The organism is Bdellovibrio sp. BIS2 (genome assembly GCF_055398295.1).
This window is the reverse complement of record NZ_AP035879.1, coordinates 123,833-148,646: the sequence shown is the minus strand read 5'-3', so window position 1 is coordinate 148,646 and position 24,814 is coordinate 123,833. Positions and strand designations below refer to the sequence as shown.

18 protein-coding genes are annotated in these 24,814 nt (G+C 49.4%); 13 read left to right on the top strand and 5 right to left on the bottom strand.

The features are described 5' to 3' along the window. Positions 1–28 precede the first annotated feature (28 nt). The 9 genes from ACZ520_RS00725 (at position 29) to ACZ520_RS00685 (ending at position 14,603) form a co-directional block, all read left to right on the top strand. Positions 29–2,704, top strand: a complete 2,676-nt coding sequence (locus tag ACZ520_RS00725) for a penicillin-binding protein 1A (RefSeq protein ID WP_464127061.1) — start codon at positions 29–31, stop codon at positions 2,702–2,704. Next, positions 2,701–5,649: an excinuclease ABC subunit UvrA gene (uvrA, locus tag ACZ520_RS00720; protein ID WP_464127059.1), complete on the top strand. Its 2,949-nt coding sequence runs from the start codon at positions 2,701–2,703 to the stop codon at positions 5,647–5,649. The genes ACZ520_RS00725 and uvrA overlap by 4 nt, the downstream gene beginning before the upstream one ends. Positions 5,650–5,660: 11 nt before the next feature. Further along, positions 5,661–7,382: an ABC transporter ATP-binding protein gene (locus ACZ520_RS00715; protein WP_088566630.1), complete on the top strand. Its 1,722-nt coding sequence runs from the start codon at positions 5,661–5,663 to the stop codon at positions 7,380–7,382. A 20-nt stretch (positions 7,383–7,402) separates the two neighbouring features. Continuing rightward, positions 7,403–8,593 carry a mechanosensitive ion channel family protein gene (locus tag ACZ520_RS00710; RefSeq protein ID WP_088566631.1) on the top strand — a complete coding sequence of 397 codons (1,191 nt, stop codon included), beginning with the start codon at positions 7,403–7,405 and terminating at the stop codon, positions 8,591–8,593. 127 nt (positions 8,594–8,720) lie between these two features. Next, entirely contained in the window at positions 8,721–10,277 is a 1,557-nt protein-coding gene (locus ACZ520_RS00705; RefSeq protein WP_088566632.1) for a sigma 54-interacting transcriptional regulator, read from the top strand. A 189-nt stretch (positions 10,278–10,466) separates the two neighbouring features. Next, complete coding sequence (locus tag ACZ520_RS00700; protein WP_088566633.1) at positions 10,467–11,336, top strand: hypothetical protein; 870 nt, start codon at positions 10,467–10,469, stop codon at positions 11,334–11,336. Between the two features lie 41 nt (positions 11,337–11,377). After that, positions 11,378–12,412 carry an aminoglycoside phosphotransferase family protein gene (locus ACZ520_RS00695; RefSeq protein WP_232468879.1) on the top strand — a complete coding sequence of 345 codons (1,035 nt, stop codon included), beginning with the start codon at positions 11,378–11,380 and terminating at the stop codon, positions 12,410–12,412. Beyond that, the gene (locus tag ACZ520_RS00690) at positions 12,409–13,398 is read left to right on the top strand and encodes a sugar phosphate nucleotidyltransferase (RefSeq protein ID WP_088566635.1); all 990 of its coding nucleotides are present in this window, start codon (positions 12,409–12,411) and stop codon (positions 13,396–13,398) included. Before ACZ520_RS00695 ends, ACZ520_RS00690 begins: the two co-directional genes overlap by 4 nt. 11 nt (positions 13,399–13,409) lie before the next feature. After that, entirely contained in the window at positions 13,410–14,603 is a 1,194-nt protein-coding gene (locus ACZ520_RS00685; protein WP_464127054.1) for an exo-beta-N-acetylmuramidase NamZ family protein, read from the top strand. A 54-nt stretch (positions 14,604–14,657) separates the two neighbouring features. On the opposite strand, the gene ACZ520_RS00680 is transcribed toward ACZ520_RS00685, so the two are convergent. The 3 genes from ACZ520_RS00680 to ACZ520_RS00670 form a co-directional block, all read right to left on the bottom strand. Beyond that, positions 14,658–15,671, bottom strand: coding sequence for a hypothetical protein (locus tag ACZ520_RS00680; protein ID WP_464127052.1), 1,014 nt, complete (start codon positions 15,669–15,671; stop codon positions 14,658–14,660). An 8-nt stretch (positions 15,672–15,679) separates the two neighbouring features. Further along, on the bottom strand, positions 15,680–17,188 hold the full coding sequence (locus ACZ520_RS00675) for a hypothetical protein (RefSeq protein ID WP_464127050.1): 1,509 nt from the start codon (positions 17,186–17,188) through the stop codon (positions 15,680–15,682). A gap of 95 nt (positions 17,189–17,283) precedes the next feature. Further along, on the bottom strand, positions 17,284–19,503 hold the full coding sequence (locus ACZ520_RS00670) for a Tad domain-containing protein (protein ID WP_464127048.1): 2,220 nt from the start codon (positions 19,501–19,503) through the stop codon (positions 17,284–17,286). A gap of 122 nt (positions 19,504–19,625) precedes the next feature. Between ACZ520_RS00670 and ACZ520_RS00665 the strand changes: the two genes are divergently transcribed. Together ACZ520_RS00665 and nagZ are read left to right on the top strand one after the other, a co-directional pair. Then, complete coding sequence (locus tag ACZ520_RS00665) at positions 19,626–20,504, top strand: hypothetical protein (RefSeq protein ID WP_374031706.1); 879 nt, start codon at positions 19,626–19,628, stop codon at positions 20,502–20,504. 3 nt (positions 20,505–20,507) lie between these two features. Continuing rightward, positions 20,508–21,620, top strand: a complete 1,113-nt coding sequence (nagZ, locus tag ACZ520_RS00660; protein ID WP_374031705.1) for a beta-N-acetylhexosaminidase — start codon at positions 20,508–20,510, stop codon at positions 21,618–21,620. On the opposite strand, the gene ACZ520_RS00655 is transcribed toward nagZ, so the two are convergent. Then, positions 21,621–22,370, bottom strand: a complete 750-nt coding sequence (locus tag ACZ520_RS00655; RefSeq protein ID WP_088566641.1) for an OmpA family protein — start codon at positions 22,368–22,370, stop codon at positions 21,621–21,623. 15 nt (positions 22,371–22,385) lie between these two features. Further along, the gene (locus ACZ520_RS00650; RefSeq protein WP_232468885.1) at positions 22,386–23,138 is read right to left on the bottom strand and encodes a flagellar motor protein; all 753 of its coding nucleotides are present in this window, start codon (positions 23,136–23,138) and stop codon (positions 22,386–22,388) included. A 95-nt stretch (positions 23,139–23,233) separates the two neighbouring features. Here ACZ520_RS00650 and ACZ520_RS00645 point away from each other — a divergent pair, with 95 nt between their 5' ends. Both ACZ520_RS00645 and ACZ520_RS00640 read left to right on the top strand, forming a co-directional pair. Then, positions 23,234–23,818: a phosphatase PAP2 family protein gene (locus ACZ520_RS00645; protein ID WP_088566643.1), complete on the top strand. Its 585-nt coding sequence runs from the start codon at positions 23,234–23,236 to the stop codon at positions 23,816–23,818. Next, positions 23,815–24,807 carry an SDR family oxidoreductase gene (locus ACZ520_RS00640; RefSeq protein WP_088566644.1) on the top strand — a complete coding sequence of 331 codons (993 nt, stop codon included), beginning with the start codon at positions 23,815–23,817 and terminating at the stop codon, positions 24,805–24,807. Before ACZ520_RS00645 ends, ACZ520_RS00640 begins: the two co-directional genes overlap by 4 nt. Positions 24,808–24,814 lie beyond the last annotated feature (7 nt).

Here is a 24,814-nt window from a genome sequence, read left to right as displayed (position 1 = left end):
TGGGGGCTTATTAAAGGAGCCCCCCACAGTGTTAAAAAAGATCCTGCTATTTTGCGTCGCCCTCGGTCTTGTCGGCATCCTCGGTGTCTACCTCATCATTCAGTCTGTCAGATCCGGCCTGCCACAATTGATCACTGTGAAAGACTACCAGCCCCTGCTGGTCAGTCAGGTCTATGATCGCAACAACAAGAAAATCGGTGAGTTCTTCCGCGAACGCCGCACCTTGGTTCCTTACGAAAAGATTCCAAAGAATCTTGTTAATGCATTCCTGGCGGCCGAAGATGATCAGTTCTTCTCGCACAAAGGGATCAATCCCCAAGCGATCTTCCGTGCGGCATTAGCCAACCTGCGCGCCGGTCGTTCCGTTCAAGGGGGATCGACGATCACGCAACAGGTGGCAAAAACACTGCTTCTGTCCTCTGAAAAAACTCTGACCCGAAAATTGCGTGATATTCTTCTGGCAATTGAGATGGAAAAGAATCTGAGCAAGGAAGACATCCTTTTCCTTTACCTGAATCAGATCTATTTCGGTCAGGGAGCTTACGGTGTTGAACAGGCCGCCCAGACTTATTATCGCAAACCGGTTTCCAAACTGACTTTGTCCGAAATGGCAATCCTGGCGGGTCTTCCTCAGGCTCCTTCCCGTTACAGCCCGGTTTCAAATCCTTTGCGCGCCAAAGAACGTCAGATCTATGTTCTGCGCCGCATGGCTGATGTGGGTTACGTCAGCAAAGAAGAGTCCGAAGCGGCCATCAAAGAGCCGGTGAAGGTTTACGTTCGTGAAAACTACGAAGAGTATGCTCCGTTCTATCTGGAAACTGTTCGTCAGTTGCTGGTGAATCAACTGGGTGAAGACATGGTTCTGGACAAGGGCCTGAAAATTTACACCAGCCTTGATCTGACCAAACAGATGGCCGCTCAGGACTCTGTAAAAGAAGGTCTGAAGTCTTTGGATAAGCGTCAGGGTTATCGTGGTCCCTCCAAAAACCTATCTGATGAAGACGCTATCGAAGAATTCCTGAAAGAAAATCAAAAGAAGCTGATCTCGGACTTCACTCCGGAAAGAACCATTCTGCCGGACGGAAAGTTCGCCGATATCGTACCGGTGAAATCAGCGCAGGATGAAAAGCTGCATCCGTTGCTGCCTCCGTATATCAAACTGAAAGACACCGTGAATGGTGTCGTTGAAAAAGTCGACGATGCGCTGGGTTTGGTTTACGTGAAACTGCCAGAGACCCGCGGCGTGATTGACATTGAAACCATGACTTGGGCCCGCAAACCGGATTCCGAGGCTCGCTATGACCTGGCCGCGATCAAAAAACCTTCTGAAGCGCTGAAGAAAGGCGATGTGATTCTGGTGAAAGTGGTCGCAGATCAATTCAACTCCAATCGACTGGCCAGCAAGAAAAAAGGCCTGCCGACTGCTGCCGCACCCGACTTAAGCAAATTCATCGGTCTTGAACTGGATCAGGAACCACTTGTTGAAGGGGCCTTGATTTCATTTGATCAGGAAAATCAGGATGTCCTGGCGATGGTGGGTGGATCCAACTTCGCAAAAAGTGAATTCAATCGTGCAATTCAAGCTCCCCGCCAGACAGGCTCTGCATTCAAAGCAATCGTCTACGCTTCGGCTCTGGAAAAGGGCTACACTCCGGCAACTCCGATCATGGATGCCCCGATTGTATACGAAGAAGGCGGCGCCGCTGACGATGCTGAAGGTCAGGGTGACATGAAGGTTTGGAAGCCATCCAATCACTCCAAAAGCTTCGGTGGCGACATTCTGTTCCGCAACGCTTTGGTCAAATCTTTGAATATCCCGACAGTAAAAATCATCGAGGATGTCGGTGTTCCATGGTCTATGGAATACGCTCGTCGACTGGGAATCTACAGTCCGTTGAATCCGGACTTTACACTGGCCCTGGGCTCCAGCAGTGTGACTTTGTATGAAATGACCAAAGCCTTTGCTGAATTTGGTCGCCTTGGAAAAAGACTCTCCCCGCTGCTGATTCACAAAGTGGATGATGCCAATGGCAAGAATCTGCTAAAGACCGTGTCTTTGGATGCCCGTTTTGACAAAGAGATCAAAGCCATCAATGACGGTTTCGAAGAGCGTCGCAAAGCCTTCCTCGAAGCCATGAACGATCCAGCCAAGGTCGAAGAAATGAAAAAGAAGGAAGGCAAGAATGCCAAACTTGATCCAAGCATCTTCTTCCAGGATGCTGATCAGCTGATTCGCCCTTCCACTGCTTATGTCATGACAACCTTGTTGAAAGGTGTTGTTGAAGACGCGGGTGGTACTGGTGGTCGCGCAAGAGCGGTGGGTCGCGAAGTGGCTGGCAAAACAGGTTCCACGAACAACTACTTTGACGCGTGGTTTATCGGCTACAGCCCGCAGATCTCCACTGGTGTGTGGGTGGGCTTTGACAAAGAAAAAAGCTTGGGTAAAGGCGAGGTCGGTGGACGCTCCGCTTTGCCGATTTGGGTGGACTACATGAAAGCGGCTCACGAAGGTCTTCCGCAGATGACTTTCCCCGTGCCGGACGGTATTGTGTTTGCTAATATCGACAGCGAAACAGGTAAACTGGCTTCGGCTTCAACCAAGAAGATCATTCGTCAGGCTTTCGTTGAAGGGACTGAACCTACAGCCGCCTCGAACAAAGCAGAAGAAGCGACTGACTTCTACAAACAGGATTTATCGGAATGAAGGATATTCACCTCTGGGGGGTGAAACAAAACAATCTTAAGAACATTGAGGTCAAGATCCCGGTTGGTACCATGACTGTGATCTGCGGCCCCAGTGGTTCCGGGAAATCTTCCCTGGCCTTCGAAACTTTGTTTGCCGAAGGTCAGCGCCGTTTTATCGAAAGCATGTCCAACTATGCCCGTCAGTTTCTGAACAAAGCTCCGAAACCGGACATCGAAGGCATCAATAATATTCCCCCGGCGATTTCGATTGAACAAAAGAATACGGTTAAAAGCTCCCGATCGACCGTGGGAACCACGACCGAAATCATCGACTATCTTCGACTGCTTTACGAAAAAATCGGGAAATCCTACTGCCCGACTCACCACTGCCCCACTGAAAAAGAAAGTGTGACCGAAGCCACCGACAAGGTTCTAAAGAACTTTGCCGGAAAGCGCGGTTATCTTCTGGTAGAAATCAATTCTGAAGGCCGCGTGGCTGAAGGCAAAAAGCTTCATTCACTTCTTTTGCAGGACGGCTACCTTCGTATCTACATCCCAAAAGTGACCGAGGTTAAAAAGCCTGCAGCAAAAGCAGCTGGTAAAAAAACCAAAGCTTCCGGCAAGAAGGCCTCCAAAAAAGTGGAGGTTCCAGAAGTCGTTCCCACAAATCCTGGCGGCCTGACCAATGAAGAAATGGGTACGGTCGTCGAAATTGGCGAAGCCGCCGCAATCAAAAAAGGTCTGCCTAAAGAAACGTTCTATCTGGTGATCGACCGTATGTCTTTCAACGAGGATGAACGCGGCCGACTGGCAGATTCACTGACTCAAGCCTATGAAGCCAGCATCAAATACAACACTCATCTGATCACCCGCCGAGCGACCATTCTTTCCACTGATGGAGAGCGCCTGCAGGTCAGCGAAGAAGCGTCCTGTCCGGTGTGTGGCTACACGCCGCCACCACTGAGCTCGAAACTTTTCAGCTTTAATTCTCCGATCGGGGCCTGCCCAACCTGCAAAGGCTTCGGTAATATCCTGGACATCGACGAAGAAAAAGTGATTCCAAATCCGAATTTGAGCCTGGCTCAAGGGGCCTTAAGCCCGTTCTGGATGCCCAGTGCGGCTCATGAAAAAAAGCAGCTGCTTGCGTACTGCAAAAAAACCAAGATCGACACACACACCCCTTGGAAAGACCTTCCAAAAGCGGAACGTGATGTGATCTGGAATGGAAATAAAGATTTCTTCGGCGTGCGTGGCCTGTTTGAATACTTGGATCAGATCAAATACAAAATGCACGTGCGTGTGTTTATTTCCCGCTTCCGCAGTCCGTTCCAGTGCCCGACTTGCAAAGGCGCACGCCTGCGCACGGAAGCCAATCACGTTCTAATTGCCAACTCGAATATCAATGATCTTTCCAATTTGACGATTGAGGACCTGAATGCCTTCTTCCAAAAACTGGAAGTCACCCCATTCCAGCAGGAAGTAGCGGGAGAAGTGTTAAAACAAATCCGCTCACGCCTGGAATTCCTGATGCGTGTCGGGGTTCATTATCTGTCCCTAGGACGAGAAACCCGCACACTGTCCGGCGGAGAATATCAGCGTTTGATCTTGGCCAACCAACTTGGCATGGGTCTTTCTCAAGCCTTGTATGTTTTGGATGAACCGACTGTGGGTCTGCACCCGCGCGACAACGACCGCCTGATTTCGATCCTGAAGGATCTTAAAGACCTTGGAAACACCTTGGTCATCGTTGAACACGATCACGATGTGATCAAAGCCAGCGAGCACATCATCGAAATGGGTCCTGGCTCTGGATACCTAGGTGGTGAGGTTGTTTACTCTGGCACCACTGAAAAATTCTATGACTATGAAAAGTCCAACACCGTTCCGTTCCTGAAGCCTTCCAAAAACTGGCAGGCTTTACGCACGATTCGCCCGGTGGATGTCGATAACTACAAGGTTAAGATTGAACTCAAAGGCGCCAAAGGCCACAACCTGAAGAATCTGGATGTGGTCTTCCCGCTGAATCGTCTGGTGACCGTAACGGGCGTCAGTGGCTCAGGCAAATCGACTTTGATCTCAAAAACTCTTTATCCGGCCTTGGCTCGCGCTTTGGATATTGAATACATGCCAGCGCAGGACTATTCCGGCTTGGATGGCGTGGAGCATATCAAGAACGTACTGCTAATCGACCAGTCCCCGATTGGTAAATCCGCGCGAAGCTCACCGATCACTTACCTGAAGGCGTTTGATGCCATTCGTATGATCATGTCGACAACCCCTGAATCCCAGTCCCGTGGTTACACGGCCGGAACCTTCAGTTTGAATGTGGATGGCGGACGCTGCCCGGCCTGCAAAGGCACAGGCTATGAGGAAATCGACATGATGTTCATGGATAACGTGGTTATCCCATGTGACGTTTGCGACGGTAAAAAGTACCGTCCCGAGATCCTGGAAATTCAGTACAAAAACAAAAATATTCACGAAATTCTTTCAATGACCGTGAATGAAGCCATGAATTTCTTCGTGGCTCACCCGAATATCCGTAAGCCTTTGAGCGTACTAAAAGAAGTCGGTCTGGATTACCTGCAACTGGGGCAACCGGCCAATTCTTTAAGCGGTGGGGAATCCCAGCGTCTGAAAATCGCCAAAGAACTGTCTCAAGTCCAACAGAAGTCCACCCTGTACATCCTGGATGAGCCGACCACCGGTCTGCACTTCCGCGAGGTCGAGCTTTTGATGAAGGTTTTGAACAAGCTGATCGAGACTGGCGGCAGCGTCGTCGTCGTGGAGCACAATTTGGATGTGATCCGCGGTTCAGATTATGTGATTGACCTCGGTCCCGAAGCGGGTAAAAAAGGCGGAAACATTGTGGCTACGGGCACTCCGGACGACATCATGAAAGTGAAGAAAAGTCTGACGGGGCAATATCTCAAGCGTTATATCGAGAGCCACCAAACCTCGTAATCTGGAAACAAATGATGTCACCTGAAATCAAGAAACTCCTGGGCGAACTTAAACAGTACAAAAGCACCCTTTACATCGTCGCCGCAACAGGGATTCTGAACGCACTGGCAACCACTCAACTGGCCTATATGATCAAGGGTCTGTTTGACGGGCTGTCTGCAAACCAGCAGCAAGCCATGGCCACCCTTGTGCCGATCGCATTGGGTTTGGCTCTGGTTCAGGCGACGTCCCGCTACTTCCACATTTATCTGATGAACTACACGGCTGAACGTGTGGTTCAGGGATTGCGCCAGAAGCTTCAGCAGAAGTTCATGCGCCTGAATCTGTCCTTCCATAATAACTATGCAGCGGGTTCCGGTGGTTTGATCAGCCGTATTCTGAATGATATTCGCATCATCCAGGATGGCCTGCGCGTCGTCGCTGACATCTTTCTGTATCCGCTGATGCTTGTGGGTTTGTTGATCAATCTGATCCGCATCGACTGGAAACTGACCCTGGCAACCTTCCTGATTGCTCCGTTGATTGCCGTCATTCTAAAAAATATCGCGCGCAGCATGCGCAAGTACATCCCCCAGGAACGCGATGTGATGGAGTACATGACCTCCACCATCAAGGAAAGTCTGGACGGCGTTCGCATCATTCAATCCTTCAATCTTGAAAAAGACATGGGCGAGCGCCTGATCAAGGAATCCGACAAGTACCTTGGTATTCGCAAGACCATCTACAAACGCCAGGAAGCCAGTGGTCCGGTGACTGAATTCCTGGCCACAGCGATTGTACTTTGTGTGTTCATGTACGTGAGTTATGAAATCGCCGCTGGTCGCAGCACACCAGGCACATTCGTGGGCTTTGTGGCTTCTCTGCTGATGATCAATCAGCCCATCAAGCGTGTTCAGGAAGCTTATGTGCGCATTCAGGAAGTGACCATTTCCCTGCGCCGTATCTTTGAAATCATTGAAAACGAATCAGAGGTTCCTCAAGTTGCCAATCCGGTTCCTTTCCCGAAAGACTGGAAGAAGATCACATATAAAAACGTAAGCTTCAGCTATGGCAAAGAAATGATCCTGAAGAACCTGAATCTTGAAATCAACCGCGGCGAAGTGGTTGCCCTGGTCGGCGCCAGCGGCAGCGGCAAATCCACCATCGTGAATTTGCTGGAAAGATTCTTTGACCCCACCTCTGGTGAAATCCTGATTGATGACGTGAACATCCACCACATCGGTTTGCAGGATCTGCGCCGCAATGTCGCACTGGTGACTCAGGATGTGTTCCTGTTCAGCGATACCATTGAAAAGAACATCTGGGCTGGTGATTACAACCGCACCCGCGAAGACATCCCTGCCATGGCAAAGCTGGCCAATGCCCATGACTTCATCATGAAGACACCACAAGGTTATCAGAGCCGCGTGGGTGACCGCGGAAATCTTCTTTCCGGTGGTGAAAAACAACGCATCAGTATTGCGCGAGCGATGTTTAAAGATGCCCCGGTACTGATCCTGGATGAAGCGACCAGTGCCTTGGATACTGCCAGTGAAATTGAAGTCCAAAAAGGTATTGATCACCTGATGGAAGGCCGCACAGCTCTGGTGATTGCACACCGCCTGTCGACAATTCAAAAAGCTGACAAGATCGTCGTTATGAAATCAGGTGAAATCGCCGAGATCGGAACTCACAAAGACCTCATGTCAAATGAGGGCGAATACTTCCGTTTCCACAGTTTGCAACACACTTAGTTCTATGATCTAAATAAAGTATGTCTACTTTATTTGGATCTGAGCTAAGCAGCGCTGTTATCAACACCGGTATCGCCACCATCATCCTGATTGTGGCCTTGTCCCTGATGAGCTGGCTTTTCCCGTGGCTGCAGAAAAAAATCAAGTCCCTGCCCCACAGCCAACTACCCGCTTTAAAAATCCACAACTTTGAAATCATCACCGCTCAGGCCCTGACATCTGGCATCTGCAGCCTGCTAAAGGGGCTCCGACTGATTGTTACGCTGCTGGGTCTTTATTTCTATTTCTCCCTGGTGCTGGGATTTTTCCCCGACACGCAGCACATCTCGGAAAACATGCTTCACTACATTCTGGATCCTCTGAAGGAAGTACTGAAGACCATCATCGACTACATACCCAAAGCCATTTACGTCGTCGTCATCTGCCTGGTGATGCGTTACATTCTGAAAGTCATCCGCTTGTTCTTCCTGCGCGTGGAAGGCGGATACTTGAAAATTGAAGGATTCCATCCCGAATGGGCTCACCCAACCTACAATCTGGTGCGAATTCTGGTTCTGGCGTTCACACTGATCATCATCTTCCCTCACCTGCCGGGCTCAAGCTCTCCAGCGTTTCAGGGGGTTTCTGTATTCCTGGGGCTTCTGATCTCTCTGGGGTCAAGCTCTGCCATTTCCAATATGGTGGCAGGACTGGTCATCACGTACATGCGCCCGTTTCAGGTGGGTGACCGCGTAAAACTCGGCACGACGGTCGGTGATGTCGTTGAAAAAAACCTTCTGGTTACCCGCATTCGTACGATTAAAAATGTGGATGTGACGATCCCGAATTCAAATGTCCTGAACAGCCACATCATCAACTTCAGCGCCGTTGCTGACACCAAAGGACTGATCCTGAATCCACGAATCACAATTGGTTATGATGTGAACTGGAGAAAGGTGCACGAGCTTCTGCTGGGAGCCGCAGCCCGCACCGAAGGCGTATTAAAAGATCCGAAGCCGTTTGTTTTCCAGACAGCTCTGGACAACTCCTACGTGCAGTATGAACTGAACGGCTACACCCGTCTTGCAAACAATTTTGACGATGTGTATTCCGATCTATACAGAAATATTCAGGATTTGTTTAACGAAGCTCAGATTGAAATCATGTCTCCGACCTACCATGCGCTTCGTGATGGCGAAGGAAAGCACATCCCGCCTGAATATAAGTCTTAGAATGAGACATGCGTACCAGTCCTTGGTCCAGCTTTGCACGCTCTTTAGACAGTCCCGCTAAAGTTCGTCTACTTTCTTGACGATAAAAGTATCGATACTTTTGACAGTCACTGAAAGGACGATACTTATGATTAATTGGGATGAGTTTGAACATATACATGTCATCAACAAGCTCAAACAGATTCTCAGCGCGTGGTGGAACATTGACGTTGTTTTCACAGACGAGCGCGGAATGCTTAAAGGTTATGACTCTGATAAAGTCACTTTCAGCAACCCGGCAATCACAGCTCTGGTAAGAAAAGAAGCTGGCCAGCAAAGCATCGCAGAACTTGTGACCAAGTCTCTGGATGATCTTCGCACTTCCCAAAACAGATTCTCCCTGCGCAAGTGGGACATGGTTGGTTTCGATGTGGGTGTATTCCCGATCATGATCGAAAATGACTGTGTGGGTACGGTTGTGGCTATGGGCTTCTTCCGTGACTCCAACTTCACTTCACGTCTGACAGAAATCCGCGAGCGCCTTGCAGCGTTTGGCATGTCCGGCGAAGTGATTGAAAAATGTCTGGGCAAGCTGAAATTCCTGGATGATCAGGAGCGCGCTCACTTCAATGAGCTTTGCGAACTGGTGGCTCAGGAAATCGTGACTCTTCACCTGGAAATCTCTTCCCGTGAAGACCGCATCAAAGAACTGAACAAGGAACTGGGCAACCGTTTCAAGTATGACAACATGATCGGTAAATCCAAACCAATGCAGTCTCTGTACGCTTTGCTTGATAAGATCAAAGGTGCGGATTCCACAGTGTTGGTACAGGGTGAAAACGGTACAGGTAAGGAATTGATTGCAAAATCAATTCACTACAACTCTCACCGCAAAGACAAGCCGTTCGTTATTCAGAACTGCTCCGCGTTCAATGACAACCTTTTGGAATCCGAGTTGTTCGGTCACGTAAAAGGCTCTTTCACCGGCGCTTTGAAAGACAAAAAAGGTCTTTTTGAAATGGCTGACAAAGGGACCTTCTTCCTGGATGAAATCGGGGACACCTCCCCGCAGATGCAGGTAAAACTGCTGCGTGTCCTTCAAGAAGGCACGTTCATGCCAGTGGGTGCGACGGAATCCAGAAAAGTGGATGTGCGCATCGTAGCGGCAACAAACAGAAACCTTAAAGAGATGGTAGAGCAAGGCACCTTCCGTGAAGACTTGTACTATCGTCTGAATGTGATCAACATCCGCGTTCCACCTCTGCGTGAAAGAAAAGAAGACATCCCTTTCCTGGTGGATTTCTTCCTTAACAAAATTCACGATCAGCAAGGCGGACCAAAACGCCAGATCACCAAACGCGCCCTGGAAAAGTTGTATGACTATCCATGGCCGGGTAACGTGCGTGAGCTGCAGAATGAAATCGAAAGACTTTGTGTTCTTTCCGGCGAAGAAACAAAACTGATGGCGGAGCTGCTTTCCCCGAAAGTTCTGGAAGCTGGCGAAAAGAACAAAGTTCAGGGTTCCCGTTTGCAGGGTAAGCTGAAGGATGCATTGGAAGATCTGGAACGCGAGATGATCCGCGAGGGTCTGCGCCGCACAGGTTGGAACAAGTCCAAGCTTGCAAAAGAACTGGGTATCAGCCGCGCAGGTCTTATCATGAAGGTCGAAAAATACGGCCTGGATAAACGTAAACTGGCGCGCTAAAAAGGGCACCGACCCTAAAAGAATTACCTAAATGATCGAAACTTAGTGGGCTTTAAGAGCAAATCTTAAAGCCCACTTTTTTTGCCTAAAACCCCCTAAGATACTGATTCTACAAGGAAATTACAACACCCCTTAGACTTGGCATTGCTCTTGTAATAGGGAGTCTTTGTGTAAGGGGTACGTGGTTTTATGCAGACAACATTGGATAGCTCTTTTGTAGAAAGACTAAAGCAGATTCTGGCCAACCGCTATGGGAAGGGTTTACAGATCCGTCAATTGATGGACCTGTCTGAAGTTTCAGGCGCGGAAGAAATGTTCACGCGGGGGCGTGACCTTCATATTCCTATTCGAGTGAATGGGAACTTCCTGGGAACAGCTGTGGTGCCATCCGCAGATGATCTGAATAGTGAGAAGCGCACTGGAGTGGCTCAGTTGGTAAGAATGGTGCTGGAGCCTGCCATGTACAAATGGTATCTGGATCAGAAGGAAGCCAACCTGGAAGAACTTAGTAAAGTTCAGCCTAATCTGGACAACGTCCGTCTGTTTGGTGAAGAACCAATGCCTTCCATCGATGAGCTTCTGGCCGATAATTCCATCGTGCCCAACGAAGGTCCAGCTGCAGAGCTGATTTCTCACCTGATCCACCTTGAGGGGCGATCAGAAAACAACAACAAGAAGGTCGCTTTGCAACTGCATGAGCTGACCGGCCGCTGGGCATTTGTTCCTTTCAACGACATCAAAGGCCAACTGCATTCCTCTATGGACATTGCCCGTATGGGTGGAATGACAATCTTTGTGGAAAACGTGGAAAACCTGAATGCCGCTGAACAAGAGCTGTTGATGGATTATATCAGCGAAGAGCATCTGGAAGACGAGCCTCTGATCATTACAAGCTCCCTGAAAAGCCTGGAGGAGCTGGGTGAAAGCACGCTGGATTCAAAATTCGTGGATGAAATTTCGGTGAACTGCTTTGAAGTGGACCGCGCACCGATGACGCCACAGGGGCTGAAGGAAGTTCTGGAGCTGTTCTTCATGAAAGACGGCCCGATCGACGCCTAAGTTTCCCGTCTGATTTATCCTTGATAATGCCGTGAGTGTCTGTGAGAATTTTTCTTATGGTCACTCACGATGAATTCCTAGTTCCATTTTTGACAAAAGCTTTGAACTCCGACAACTACAAGGTCTTTTCCTTGGCCGGAGACGCCTCCAACCGTCGCTACTATCGCGTGGTGCAGGACAACCAGTCCTGGGTGCTGATGCGCTGGGAGCCTTATGATCCCAACAACTATCCCTTCCTGAGCGTGCTGAATCACTTCGCCAAAAACGGCGTGCATGTTCCGACCGTTGTGGCGCAGTCCCCGCAAGAAGGTCTGATGCTGCTGGAGGACCTGGGTGATCTGACTCTGGAAAGAAAGTTCTGGGAAAGCCAAAGCCAGGAAGCGTCTTTGGAGTTCTACCAGATGGCCGTCGACGAGATCGTGAAAATCCATCACCCGGCCACTTTGGATAAATCTGACTGCACCGCTTTCAAGATCGAATTCAACACCGAAAAGTTCCTGTGGGAAATGAACTACGGCAAAGACAATCTTCTTTCCGGTGTCCTGAAATTCCCATTCGGCGAATCCCTGAACAAAGAAATCACGGATATCTTTGTGGATATCTCAAGCCGTCTGGACAGGGAGCCAAAACGCATCGCTCACCGCGACTATCATTCCCGCAATCTGATGATCAAACTGGATCAGATGAGCGTGATTGATTTCCAGGACGCCCGCCTGGGGCCGATTCAGTATGATCTGGTCAGCTTGATGCGTGACTCTTACGTGGATATGAATGATTCCATGGCGCGCACCCTGATTGACTACTATCTGGAAAGATCCAAGGCTTACTTGCCGAAAGATTTCTCGCGCGAACAATTCGATCGTATTTACGAACTGCAATCCATCCAGCGCTGCTTTAAAGCCTGTGGAAGCTTTGCAAGCTTCTATCACCTGCGACAGGATCGTCGTTATCTGAAATACCTTTCCGGAACTCTTCGCCGTGTGATGAAAGCCATCAACGAATTCCCGGAATACAAAGTATTTGCCGATGTCCTGATTGATTCCGGCGCACTGGAAAGAAAGTACGAAACTCTATGAATGTGATGCTGCTGGCGGCGGGTGAAGGCACTAGACTTCGCCCCTATACGCTGACACTTCCAAAACCGGCCATTCCGTTTGTGACGGTGCCTTTGGCCGGACACTCCCTGAGCTTTCTGGGAAACCTAGCCATCAATAAACTGGTGGTGAACACCTATCACTTACCCGGTGAAATCCACCATCTTTTCCACAGTCTGCGCCACCATGCCAAGTCTTTGCATTTTTCAGATGAAGTTGGCCAGATTCTGGGAAGCGGTGGCGGCTTGGGGAAGGCGCGGGATCACTTTATGGGTGATGACTCTTTCGTCATGATGAATGCCGATGAAATCATTCTTCCCAAAGAAGCTGACATCATGAAAAAAGCCATTACTCATCACCGTCATCAGCGCAGCCTTGCGACTCTGATGGTGATGGATCACCCTGATGTGGGAACAAAGTTTGGCGGGGTCTGGACAGATGCGCACAACCGCGTGCTCGGCTTTGGAAAAACCCCGATCGCCGGAGCCGTGAAAGCTTGGCATTTTGTTGGAGTGCAGATTCTATCCGACAAGGTCTTTGATTTTATCCCGGCTCAAGGGGAATCCAACATCCTGTATGATGCTTTGACCACGGCCATAAAAAAGGGTCTGAGTGTCGAAGCCTATCCTTTCGAATGCACATGGTTTGAAACCGGAAATCCCACAGACTTCCTGGAGGCCTCTGAAAAGTGCCTGCATTATCTGGCTGGCCCGGCGACTTACCAAAAGGCCATTTTAGAGGGAACCCTGAAAAGATACTCTAAAGAGGAAACCGTTCTGGCCTCCACAGACGGGGGTTACAGTCTGGTTTCCAAATCCGCATTTTTGGGACATTCTCGAATTCACAAAACATTCTGCGCAGGACCTGGAGCCATTGTTGAAAATGGTTGCGAGCTGACGAATGTGATCGTGGGCGCCAATGCCCGAGTGCCCGCCGGCACGAATGCCAAAGACACTCTCTTTCTGTAATAAGGATATTTATGAAACTTGGTCTTGAAGTACTTCTGTCTAATCCAAAGATGCTAAAAAGTCTTAAAGGCAAACGCGTGGGCCTGGTCTGTCACCCTGCCAGCGTGGATGAAAATCTTCAGCACAGCATGGATTTGCTTTCAAAGAAAATCAAACTTTCCTGTGCCTTAGGCCCCCAACACGGGGTTCGCGGCGACAAACAAGACAACATGATTGAAAGCCCGGACTTTGTCGATCCGGTTCACAAAATTCCTGTGTTCAGCCTGTATGGCGAAGTTCGCCGCCCGACTGCTGAAATGATGTCCCACTTCGATGTTGTCCTGTTTGATCTTCAGGATCTGGGCTGCCGTATTTACACGTTCATCACGACATTGCTTTACATCATGGAAGAATCGGCAAAGCTTGGAAAGACCGTCATCGTCTTGGACCGCCCGAATCCGGCAGGCCGCCCGGTGGAAGGCTTTAAAATGCTTCCAGGCTGGGAATCCTTTGTGGGTGCGGCACCGATCCCTATGCGCCACGGCCTGACTGTGGGTGAGCTGGCTTTGTATTTTGCTGACTACTACAAAATGGATCTGGATCTGCAGATCGTGAAAATGAAGGGCTACAATCCTGACAAAGGCCCGGACTTTGGCTGGGACCTGAAACGTCCTTGGGTGAATCCTTCTCCGAATGCAGCCTCTTTGAATATGGCGCGCGCTTATTCTGGTACCGTGCTGATTGAGGGTACAACTCTTTCAGAAGCTCGCGGCACGACTCGTGCGCTGGAAATCATCGGCGCTTCGGATATTGATTATGCCGAAGTTTTAGTACGCATGAAAAAGAAAGCACCTCAGTGGTTTAAGGGTGTGACTTTGCGTGAGTGCTTCTTTGAGCCGACCTTCCATAAGCATGTGGGCAAGCTTTGCCATGGCTTCCAGTTCCACACGGACGGCATCAGCTACAAGCACGATCAGTTCAAGCCTTTCCGTCTGACAGCACTGATGCTGAAGGTGATCCGCGAAATGCATCCGAAATACCCGATCTATCGGGATTTCGCGTATGAATACGTTAAAGACCGCCTGGCTTTTGATGTGATCAACGGCGGACCGGCGCTGAAGAACTGGATTGAAAATCCAAAGGCGACCCCGAAAGATCTGGATGCAGCTTTGGCGAAGGATGAAAAATCCTGGATCAAGGAAAGAAAGAAATACCTGCTTTATTAAAAACAAAAAGGGTGCTGGAGACAGCACCCTTTCTTTTTTCTGATATTTTGATTTTTATTTCTGCAAAGCCAGTTCAGCGTCGGTATAGAAAGACTCTTGGCTTTCTTTGACTTTATATCTGCGGGTCATCATCAGAAAGATACTGTCAGCGGCAACGCCGATAGGTTCACCATTGTAGTTCTTCTGCATGCCTGCAAGGCTTGATGGGTCGCGCTCAAGACTGACACTGCCAGAGCCAGAGCCGCCTGCTCCTGCATAACCGCCACCCGAACCATCATCAGTGGGGGAAGCTGGGCCCCAGCCACCACCACCGCCGCCACCGCCTTCACTGAAGCCGTTGGTTGCTGTCATGGAACCGAGTTTGAGCTTATCTACCTTATCAGAGGATTTTTTGGAAACCTGAGCATAGGCATCTTGTGCCGCCAAAATCGCACCTTGTGGAATTCCTGCAGCCGCCATTGAAGCTGCAGAAGAAAAGTCCGATGCCTTGTAGGTTTTACCATCGGGAGTTTTAATCGTACCAGTCTTAGGGTCGTATATACCACCCTTGGTCAAAGCACTGGTATTGCTACCAAGGGACTTAACACTTGGATCATTTGCAAGTGGGTTATTGGGATCATTCAAGTCAATATTACCGTAATCATAAGGATTATTACCCAAGCCATCAGACTGGAATGAAGTTAAACCTGAGGAGCCAGCGGCACTACCATGTTCTTTACCCTGCATCATCGATAGGATTCCAAAGCCTGTGAAAATAGCCATCATCGCGCAGGAGCCGCCAGAGCCGCTACTGCATGGTGGATACTGTTGCGCAGCCATGGCGAACATCATCGCACCAGTCAGAAACTGAGTGGCTTGGGCGCCTTTATTGGAGCTGCCGGATTTATCAGCCGAATCTTTAACAGAAGGTGATGAGGATTTGCCTGTTGTGGTTTCCACGCCTTTATCAGCTGTAGTCTGATTATTTGTTGTAGACGTGCCGCCACCGCTAACAGTCACAGCACCCGCCATAACCGGAGACCAGATCAACGACAATATACAAACGAACTTGATTGTTAATTTCGTCATAGCTTCCCCTAGTTATTCAAAAGAGTGTTCTTATTATCGCGGTAGCGTTCTTTGATCTTTTCCCAGTTGGACTTCCCACCCTGGCCAGTCACTTCATTTTTCCAAGCCTGCTGACCCGCCATACCTTGGGAAGGATCTTTTGCGCCACCCGGAAGGTACTGACGCAGCTTCGGATCAGAACTTTTAAAGCCGCCGAATCCACCACCGCCTCCGCCGCCACCGGAGCCGGACAGAATATCCGTATTCAGACCTTTTTTCGCAGCCTCGCCTTGAGCACCGGCACCACCGCCTCCGCCCCCACCAAAGCCACTCAGACCACTGCCACCACCAGTCGGAGCACCGATACCAGAGGAATCACTGCCACCGGCATTGGTGGAAGCAAGATCACGCAATCCCGCAAGAGGATCGCTTTCAATGCCTGGAAGAGTGCTTGCATCCCCTTTGCCATTCGCGGTGCCCAACTCGGCGCCTTGGGATGTCAAACGAGACGTGGATCCATCGTTGGCTTTTTGATAAGAGTTCGAACAACCTGGAGTTCTTGGATTTGCTTTACAGATACACTCTGGGTCGTTGGCAGCAGTCGTTGCATCCGCGCACTTATCGACTGCAGGAGTGACGGCAACGTCCGTGCCGGTACCGTCGGACTCCTCGTCACACTGCTGACCTTGTTTGAAAGAAGAGATCATGGAAGCAATACCGGCTCCTGCTGAAACCAGCATGTTTCCATAAGAGTAAGTACAAGCCTTATCTTTCATAGCGATTGACTGGGCAGCAATCTCCGCCCCAGCATCACCGGATAGTGCCGAGTCTTTTTCTACAGTCTGCTGAACCATCGGCAGCTCTTTGCTAACTGCATTGCTAAAGTTTGTACAAGCTGCGATTGCCGCACCGTTGGTTGGCACAAGGGGCTGACAGGCACTGAGAGAGGCTCCACTTGAATCGACAACCTTCTTAATTCTATCCAGATTTGTCTTAACCGTATCACATGATGCCTCACAGGCAGCTCGAGCAGAAGAACAAGCCGCAGTATAGGCAGTAAGACCCGCCTGAGCCAGACGTGCAATTTTAGCCAGGTTACTACAAGCATCCTGAACTGCCACACCCGTAATCATGCTGGCGACGGTATTAATATTATTTAGGGTTTTTTGAAGTTCAGGGCTGGTTTTTTCACGACATAACCAAGAAGCTGTCGCTTGGGTCTTTACACAAGTGCCGTGTAAATTGCTATAGTAACTGGCGGCACTGTCTATCTCTTGCAGGAGATTAATGGCGGGAACATCAGCGCCCGCAGATCTTGCGGCGGTACCCAATGAGAGCCAGTTGGATGTGGCCCTCTTCACGTTCTTAGCTTCTTCAGTAAACCCTTTACCTTCAACCTTTTGTTGAGCCGCGCTAACGTCCTTCGTATCAGCTTTTACTTTTACGTTGGAAGTGGCATCACCCTCGGCCTGAGCAAGCGAAGCAGTGAACGACAATGCAATTAGGCCTGAAAGAAGACTTGTCTTCAAACTACGCATAAGAATTTCCCCTACCATATCCTTTTCGGACAAAGGTCAGAGTTTCTTAAGTTTTTAGGTCTTGTCTTAGAATGAGACACTCAGATGAAATCTGTTTAGAACTCGCTATCATCGGGAGGGGGATTGAGCAATGCTCCACGCACACCCACGCCGCCCAATTCAAGATCGGTACGACGAAGATAGTCAGATGAAACCATCTTCACAGAATAGCCCGTTGTACCACCGGAGACACAGTTTCCTGGGTTTGGCACTTCTGGCTCTCCTGAATCAGCCCCCCTTGGAGTGATCGTGCACTTGCCGAACTTGCCTGGATCCAAACTGTAATCCACAAGACTCACAGGTGCCCACGAAGTCAGTACATCCTGCCATTTCGTTGATATGTAAGTCAGCTTTCCGGCAATGTCCACAAACGTCTTCATGAAGGTATTATTGGCGACAGCCTTATACTGATCAATGACGCTGAACTTATCCCAATTGATACCTTCTTTATTGGAACCTTTGTGGGTACCGATATCACCCAAGAACTCTCTATTATCGCTATAGTACGCTGAACCAACCGTCTTTAAGAAGCCATCGCGCAATCGAGTATAGTAGTTGTGATAGAAATCAGGCTCTATCGAATAGTACGTCAGGTCAAATGGGTCAGGAAGAATGGCTGACAGCTCTAGCATGCGCATACGAGAAGGTCCGTCGTTAGCATGATCCCAAGCCAGTAAATCTTGATTTCCACCACGTTGATAGAAATTAAATGGCAAATGCTTCCAATGTTCAAAGTTCGGGGCAGTATCACCTGTATTTTCCGGATTGGAGCCCACCTCGACATTGTCATTCGCTCCTATCCTCCAGTTCGGATCCAGCTTATAAATCGCACGTCCATACTGATATAGAACCCGACGACTTTTCAAACCTACTTTATCTCCAATATAGCGACTGTAGTTTGCGATTCGCGTTGGATCTCCCGGTACACCCACATGGGCTTGATCCATCAAACGAGGTGGTAGATTAGGATCCGTCTTATCATTCGGACTGCCTTGGGAACCATTATATGAGGCGGATCCCGATGGATACTTGTTGTAATACCATGGACCAATGCGACCACCGAATGGCTTGTAGAAAGCGCGGGCTTTAATTTCCAAGGAGCCAAAAGGCGAGAACGGAATCTTCGGACGTGCCGACGCAGAAACGCCTACATAGGCCATGCACCAAGGGTTCTTTTCAACCCCGATTGAATAGTTGTAGATATCACTGATGGGCTCGCGAATCCCAATATAGTTTTTTAACTCGTCGACCTCAGTTCTAAATCGTCCATCAGCAACTGTGGCATTAGGAAGATCTGATTCAACATTTGAAAGCATTTTGGGTTTTGGAGTAATCGTGGATGTCGTACAAATGGTATCAATGTAGCTGAAACCAGGATAAGTCTTGATCTGCTTCAACCAGCGAGCCGGCTCCCCTTTAGCCCCCTGCGATCCATTGCAGGCCGAATGCCCCAAAGAGTTATAGATACTCATTTTCAAATCGGATGTGTTGTTTGCAGCCGTCAGATTATTCTTAAGAGTATTCTCCATACCCAACTTGACGCTCTTGCCGTCAATATCAAAGAAATCTGCATCCGGGGAACTGGGGCTCATCGCCTTGGAAAGATAGGACATCAAAAGCGCACGATTACCTTGATCTATATTAAAGGCAACAACGAACCCACCCAGCATCAGATAGTTAAAGGAACCGAAATCCTTACAACGCTCAATCAAGCTGGCACGTAAGTTCAGCGCCAGACTTCTAGTCCTTCCAGAAACACTCGGCAAATCGATCAGCACAGGTGGGATTCTGAAGACACTAATCCCATTATGAGATTTGAGACTTTTACAGGTGTTCTCACCAGCTGGCATTGGTTTAAACGGAATATAAGTAATACAGAAAGATGGTGAGTCATAAAAGTTCTGAGCCGCCGGATTCAAACTGTCATCATCGCTATTGCGAAGACGACCCCCACCTGTTTTATCAAACGGATGCTCCTCGAAGTCCCCGGCCGTCCCCAGCATGCGATAGCGCCATGCCAGAAGCTTCCAGCTTTGTCTGATTTGATAGTTCGTATGGGCAATGACGTTCATGCCCTCGGCTTGTTTCATCGCGCCGTAATAGGCGGCCAGATCGACAGAGTTTTGCAGATTGATTTTATGGTGAACCAAAAGACCAACGTTGATGACCATTGCGAAGAAAAGGAAAAGAATCTGAAAGATCAACGCCACGAACAGGGCAATCTGCCCCCGCCTGTTGTTAAGATTCTGAATAAAAGTGCTTCGTGAGTTCAACATCTGTATCCCAGCATTGTCTCGTAGGTTGTCTCATGAAGCAACAACTCGACCTCTAAAACTTTGACTTGTTCTATAGTGAGATGACAGACTTTTATCCATAGTTCTGAAGGGAGAACTCGACGATGGTCCAACGACTTTGCCTGACGATTTTGCTGACACTGATGTTTGCGGGCCACGCACATGCTGATGTTCTATTTGAGGGCTACGCGAAAGTGCTTTCCGGCGAAGAGCACATCGGATACGTGATCAGCCGCTACGAATTTGAGCCAAAGAAAAAGCAATTCGTCTCCACCTACTTTCTGAAAACCGGGAAAGGTCCCAGCGAAACCACAGAAAGCCTAAAAGCTTACGCGGATGCCGAGCTGACACCGATTTCTTATGAATACACTTCTTTGGCTGGCAAAGAATCAAAGATCATCGACGCCAAATTCAAGGCCGGGACCTTGAGTGCCGTGATCAAAAACGGCAACAAAGTTTCCCGCATCGAAAAAAAGATCCCCAAGGGCACTTTTCTTTCCACATTCCTGGTGTACCTGATGCTGAAATCCAAAGAGGGCCTGAAGTCTGAAACCAACTATGAGTATCAGGCCATCGCCGAAGAAGACGGCGCCATCTATAAGGGGCAGGCGTTAGTTGGAAAAGAAGAAATCTACAACGGCTTTAAGTCCTTTAAGATTCTTAACACCTTCAAAGACATTAAATTCTTAAGCTACGTCAACGAACGTGGCGAAGTCCTTGGCACAAATGCCATGGGCCAGGGCATCGTCACTGAGCTGGTGGCAAATCCCTCTGAAGCCATTGGAAATATTCCCTATAGCGCCTCTCTGCTAAAAACTTTATTCGGCAAGGTGCCGGCCGGTGACGCCAACGTCGTCTCCCGCAATGCCAAGCTGAAAGCAGCAGAAGCCAACGCCCCAGCTCCGAGCAAGCAATTCGGCGTACCGCAAGGACAGGGAATCATCATCAAAGCTCAACCGGAAACAGAGAAAAAAGGGAACTAGTTCATGAGTATCAGTCACATCATTGGTCAGCACATGTTCATCGGCGTATCAGGTCACGCCCTCACCGCTGACGAAAAGAAGTTCATTGTAGAAAATAATATCGGTGGTGTGTGCCTTTTTGGCCGAAACGTTGCCGAACCCAAACAGGTTCGCGAGTTGTGCGCCGAAATCCAGTCTTTGCGCCACAAACAGGTCGACAAAGCTCCGCTGTTTATCGGTATTGATATGGAAGGCGGCCGCGTTCACCGTCTGAAGGCTCCATTCACAGTATGGCCACCACTAAGAAAGCTCGGCGATCTGGATGCGCCGACGGTATCCTTCCACTTTGCCAACCGCATGGGTCTTGAGATGAAAGCCGTCGGCATTAACCTTGATTTTGCCCCGTGTGTGGATATCTTCACCAATCCCGGCAACACCGTTATTGGAGACCGTTCCATCAGCTCCGATCCAGAGATGGTGGCAAAACACGCCTCGGCTCTGGTTCGTGGATACATCAAAGCCGATATCATCACCTGCGCAAAACACTTCCCCGGCCATGGCAACACCATCGTCGACAGCCACGAAGACCTGCCGGTTGAAAACACCGATCTGGAACGTCTGGAATCCTGCGAACTGATTCCGTTTAAAAAGACCTTCAAATCCCGCGTCGACATGGTGATGACCTCGCACATCAAGTTCCCGAAAATTGACCCTGAATGGCCTGTAACTTTGTCTGAGACATTCGTAAGAAAAATGATTCGTGAAGAAATGCGCTATCGCGGTCTTATAATCACTGACGACCTTGGCATGAAAGCCATGACCAAGCACTATGGTATTGACGAGGTGCCTGTGCGCGCCCTGAAGGCGGGCGTGGATCTGCTTCTTTACTGCAACGACCCGGAAGTTCCACCTCAAGCCTACGATGCAATCCTGGGGGCAGTGGCCCAAGGATCTTTGAAGAAAGAGGACCTTGAAACCAGCTATCGCCGCATCATGGACTTTAAGAAGGTAAAAATCCAGAATCCTGATCCACTTCCATTGGAAGAGGCCATTAAGATTATCGGCAGCCCTGAACATCTGAAAATCGCCTCTGCGATCGCCGGTGGTCAGATTCCCGACGGACTTTTGCCGGAATAATCAGATTTCAACTTTGGAACTGTCGGTGACGATGAAGATCTCGATCCGGCGGTTCATCGCCCGGTGCTCATCGGTATCGTTGGGCACCACGGGTTTCTGATCCCCATAAGACAATGAAACAAAACGCTTCGGATCCATCTGGTGGACTTTCACCAGATAGCGTACCACCGCGGAAGCCCGGCCCCCGGCCAGCTCCCAGTTGCTTGGGAACAGGGTGCCTGACATCGGCAAATCATCCGTATGACCTTCGATAATGATTCTTTTTTTGTGAGTCTTGAGAACATCGGCCACCTTATCCAGGCTTTTTAAAGCTTCCGGTTTCAGCTTGGCTGAACCCTCCTGAAAAAAGGTGGAGGCGGCCAAAGCAATTCTCACCCCAACAGCATCATGATAAACATCCTGAATGGCCTGCTTCTTTTGGGCACTGTCCATGGACTTATCCAGAGACCTTTCCACATAGTCTTCGACCTCGGCAGGTCCGCCTTTTTTCGGGAAGTTCCCCACGGGCATTTCAAGCTCACCGATGATACTGCCGATAGAATTAGGATCCGCATCAGACCCGCCCCGGCCCACCAGGTGCAGACTGAGCTTCACAGAGTCTTCGAACTCTTTTTGTTTTTCTTCATTAGAAGTCGACGTGGCGTACATGACAACAAAGAAGGCAAACAGCAGTGTGATGAAATCCGCATAAGAGACCAGCCATCTCTCATGGTTTTCATGTTCTTCATGTTTGCGGTGTTTTTTTGCCATGAATTATTTCCGGATCTATTTCTGATCGCTATCAAGATAGGCGTAAAGCTTCTGTTCAAGCACGACAGGGTTCATCCCGCTGGCAATCAGCAGACCCCCCTCAAGGACCATCATCTTTTCACGGGTCATTGCCTGAACACGGCGTTTAAGTTTGTTTCCAAGAGGCAGGAACAACAAGTTGGCAGAGCTGACTCCATACACCGTCGCCACAAAAGCCACCGCAATACCCGCCCCGAGTTTGCTTGTGTCCGTCAGGTTTCCCATGACGTGAATCAGACCTAAAACCGCACCGATGATACCGATGGTTGGAGCAAAGCCTCCAGCGTCTGTCCAGATCTTGGCTCCGCCCAGAAGCTCTTCTTCCTCAGTGTGGATTTGGGTTTCAAAAATATCCCGGATCGTGGACACATCCACCCCGTCCACCACATTTCTAAGAACCCCTTTTAACAGGGGATCTTCAATGCGGTTCAAACGTGGCTCCAAAGCCAGGATGTTTTCTTTTTTGGCCAGACGAGCACAGTCGACGATTTCGTTTAGGCGCACTTTGCTGCGGCTTTCTTCATGACGAAAGGCCTTTTTTGCCAACTGCAAACCGGTCTTTAAGTCTTTCTCAGAACTGGAAACCATGACGGCGCCGATGGTTCCGGTTAAAACGATAATAAAGGCCGTCAATTGCATCAGCGAACTTGTGTGTCCACCTTCCAGCAGGTTGCCAAGCAGAATCCCACCGACCCCTACCAGAATCCCTATCCATGTTGCTTTGTCCATAAACAGAATGATGCCATAGGCCCCTTCCGGTGACACTTGGACCAGTGCAGAACCTAGACTTTCTGCGAGCGAAAAATTAGGGTAAAGTCACCGTGATGCTCGATTTTATTTTGTCTCTCGATAAGAGTCTTTTTGTATTGGTGAATTCACATTGGACCGCGGCTTGGGCCGATCAATTCTTTCCGTTTATCACCGATCTGCACAAAACACCGTTTTTCAAATATGTTCTGGTGCCGGTGATTCTGGCGCTGTTCATCTGGCGTCGGGGTCTTAAAAAAGGTCTGATCATCTTTGTTTTTGCTCTTCTGTCCGTATCGATCTCTGACGGCGTGGGGAACTGGGCCTTGAAAAAAACTGTTCAGCGCCCGAGGCCGGCCAACACTCAAGGGTTGGATGTTCAGGTGCGCGCTCCCTTTGGCGGCTATAGCTTTGTTTCCAATCACTCTACCAACATGTTCAGCTTCGCCAGCTTTACCTCTGCCATTTTTCCGCCGGCGACTGTGCCACTGTATACTTTGGCAACCGTGGTGGCCTATAGTCGTGTCTATAACGGCGTGCACTTTCCTACAGACGTGATCTGCGGGGCCCTACTGGGAATGATTTTTGGCATTTTGTTCGCACGCCTGTGCAAGTTGATTCTTGATCGCATCAAAGAAGAAGAAGGGACCGTCACAACATGAAGAAGGTTTTAGTCACCGGAGCAAACGGTTTTTTGGGTAGCTGGCTGACCAAAGCCCTTCTGGAAGATGGCCACGATGTTTATGCTCTGGTCCGCCCGAAAAGTGATCTTTCCGAGCTTGAAGGGGTGAAATGCAAATACGTTCACGGTGATGTCACCGACGTGCACTCACTTTTGGAAGCCACCAAAGGTATGGACACCGTCTTTCATCTGGCTGGCGTCATCGCCTATAAAAAATCCCAGCGCGCCCAGATGGACAAGGTCAATGTACAGGGAACCGCCAATGTGATCGCGGTTTGCCGTGAGCACAAAGTGCGACGCTTGGTTTATTTGTCTTCCGTGGTGGCCATCGGTGCCGGCTACACACCCGATCAGATTCTGAATGAAGAATCCCCTTACAACATCGCGGACCTGAATCTGGGATACTTTGAAACCAAACACCAGGCCGAGATCCTGGTGAAGAATGCCTGCGAAAAAAATGAAATCGATGCGGTGATGCTAAACCCCTCCACGATCTATGGTCGCGGTGATGCCAAAAAAGGCAGTCGCAAAATGCAGGTCAAAGTTGCTCAAGGAAAATTGAACTTCTACACCTCTGGTGGTGTGAACGTGGTGGCGGCAGAAGACGTTGTGGCTGGCATCCTGAGCGCCTGGAAGATCGGCCGCAAAGGTGAGCGTTATATTCTTTGTGGGGAAAACATTCTGATCAAAGACCTCTTTGCCATGATCGCGGCTGAAGCCGGCGTCAAACCACCAAAGTATCAGCTTCCTGACGGTCTTTTACATGCCGTGGGCGCAGTTGGTGACTTCATGGAAAAGATGGGCATGAAGGGGCCTTTAAGCCGGGAAAATGCCTACACGGCCACGATGTATCACTGGTTTGATTCATCCAAGGCACAGAAAGAGCTGGGCTTTAAACCAAGACCGGCCCGCGAAGCCATTCACAATTCCGTGCAGTGGATGAAAGATCACGGACTGGTAGCGAAGTAATCCCCGC

Bases quoted from the DNA above. Each gene is read 5' to 3' on its own strand.
- uvrA (WP_464127059.1), top strand. From the start codon at position 2,701: ATGAAGGATATTCACCTCTGGGGGGTGAAACAAAACAATCTTAAGAAC.
- ACZ520_RS00715 (WP_088566630.1), top strand. From the start codon at position 5,661: ATGATGTCACCTGAAATCAAGAAACTCCTGGGCGAACTTAAACAGTAC.
- ACZ520_RS00710 (WP_088566631.1), top strand. From the start codon at position 7,403: ATGTCTACTTTATTTGGATCTGAGCTAAGCAGCGCTGTTATCAACACC.
- ACZ520_RS00705 (WP_088566632.1), top strand. From the start codon at position 8,721: ATGATTAATTGGGATGAGTTTGAACATATACATGTCATCAACAAGCTC.
- ACZ520_RS00700 (WP_088566633.1), top strand. From the start codon at position 10,467: ATGCAGACAACATTGGATAGCTCTTTTGTAGAAAGACTAAAGCAGATT.
- ACZ520_RS00690 (WP_088566635.1), top strand. From the start codon at position 12,409: ATGAATGTGATGCTGCTGGCGGCGGGTGAAGGCACTAGACTTCGCCCC.
- ACZ520_RS00685 (WP_464127054.1), top strand. From the start codon at position 13,410: ATGAAACTTGGTCTTGAAGTACTTCTGTCTAATCCAAAGATGCTAAAA.
- ACZ520_RS00680 (WP_464127052.1), bottom strand. From the start codon at position 15,671: ATGACGAAATTAACAATCAAGTTCGTTTGTATATTGTCGTTGATCTGG.
- ACZ520_RS00675 (WP_464127050.1), bottom strand. From the start codon at position 17,188: ATGCGTAGTTTGAAGACAAGTCTTCTTTCAGGCCTAATTGCATTGTCG.
- ACZ520_RS00670 (WP_464127048.1), bottom strand. From the start codon at position 19,503: ATGTTGAACTCACGAAGCACTTTTATTCAGAATCTTAACAACAGGCGG.
- ACZ520_RS00665 (WP_374031706.1), top strand. From the start codon at position 19,626: ATGGTCCAACGACTTTGCCTGACGATTTTGCTGACACTGATGTTTGCG.
- nagZ (WP_374031705.1), top strand. From the start codon at position 20,508: ATGAGTATCAGTCACATCATTGGTCAGCACATGTTCATCGGCGTATCA.
- ACZ520_RS00655 (WP_088566641.1), bottom strand. From the start codon at position 22,370: ATGGCAAAAAAACACCGCAAACATGAAGAACATGAAAACCATGAGAGA.
- ACZ520_RS00650 (WP_232468885.1), bottom strand. From the start codon at position 23,138: ATGGACAAAGCAACATGGATAGGGATTCTGGTAGGGGTCGGTGGGATT.
- ACZ520_RS00645 (WP_088566643.1), top strand. From the start codon at position 23,234: ATGCTCGATTTTATTTTGTCTCTCGATAAGAGTCTTTTTGTATTGGTG.
- ACZ520_RS00640 (WP_088566644.1), top strand. From the start codon at position 23,815: ATGAAGAAGGTTTTAGTCACCGGAGCAAACGGTTTTTTGGGTAGCTGG.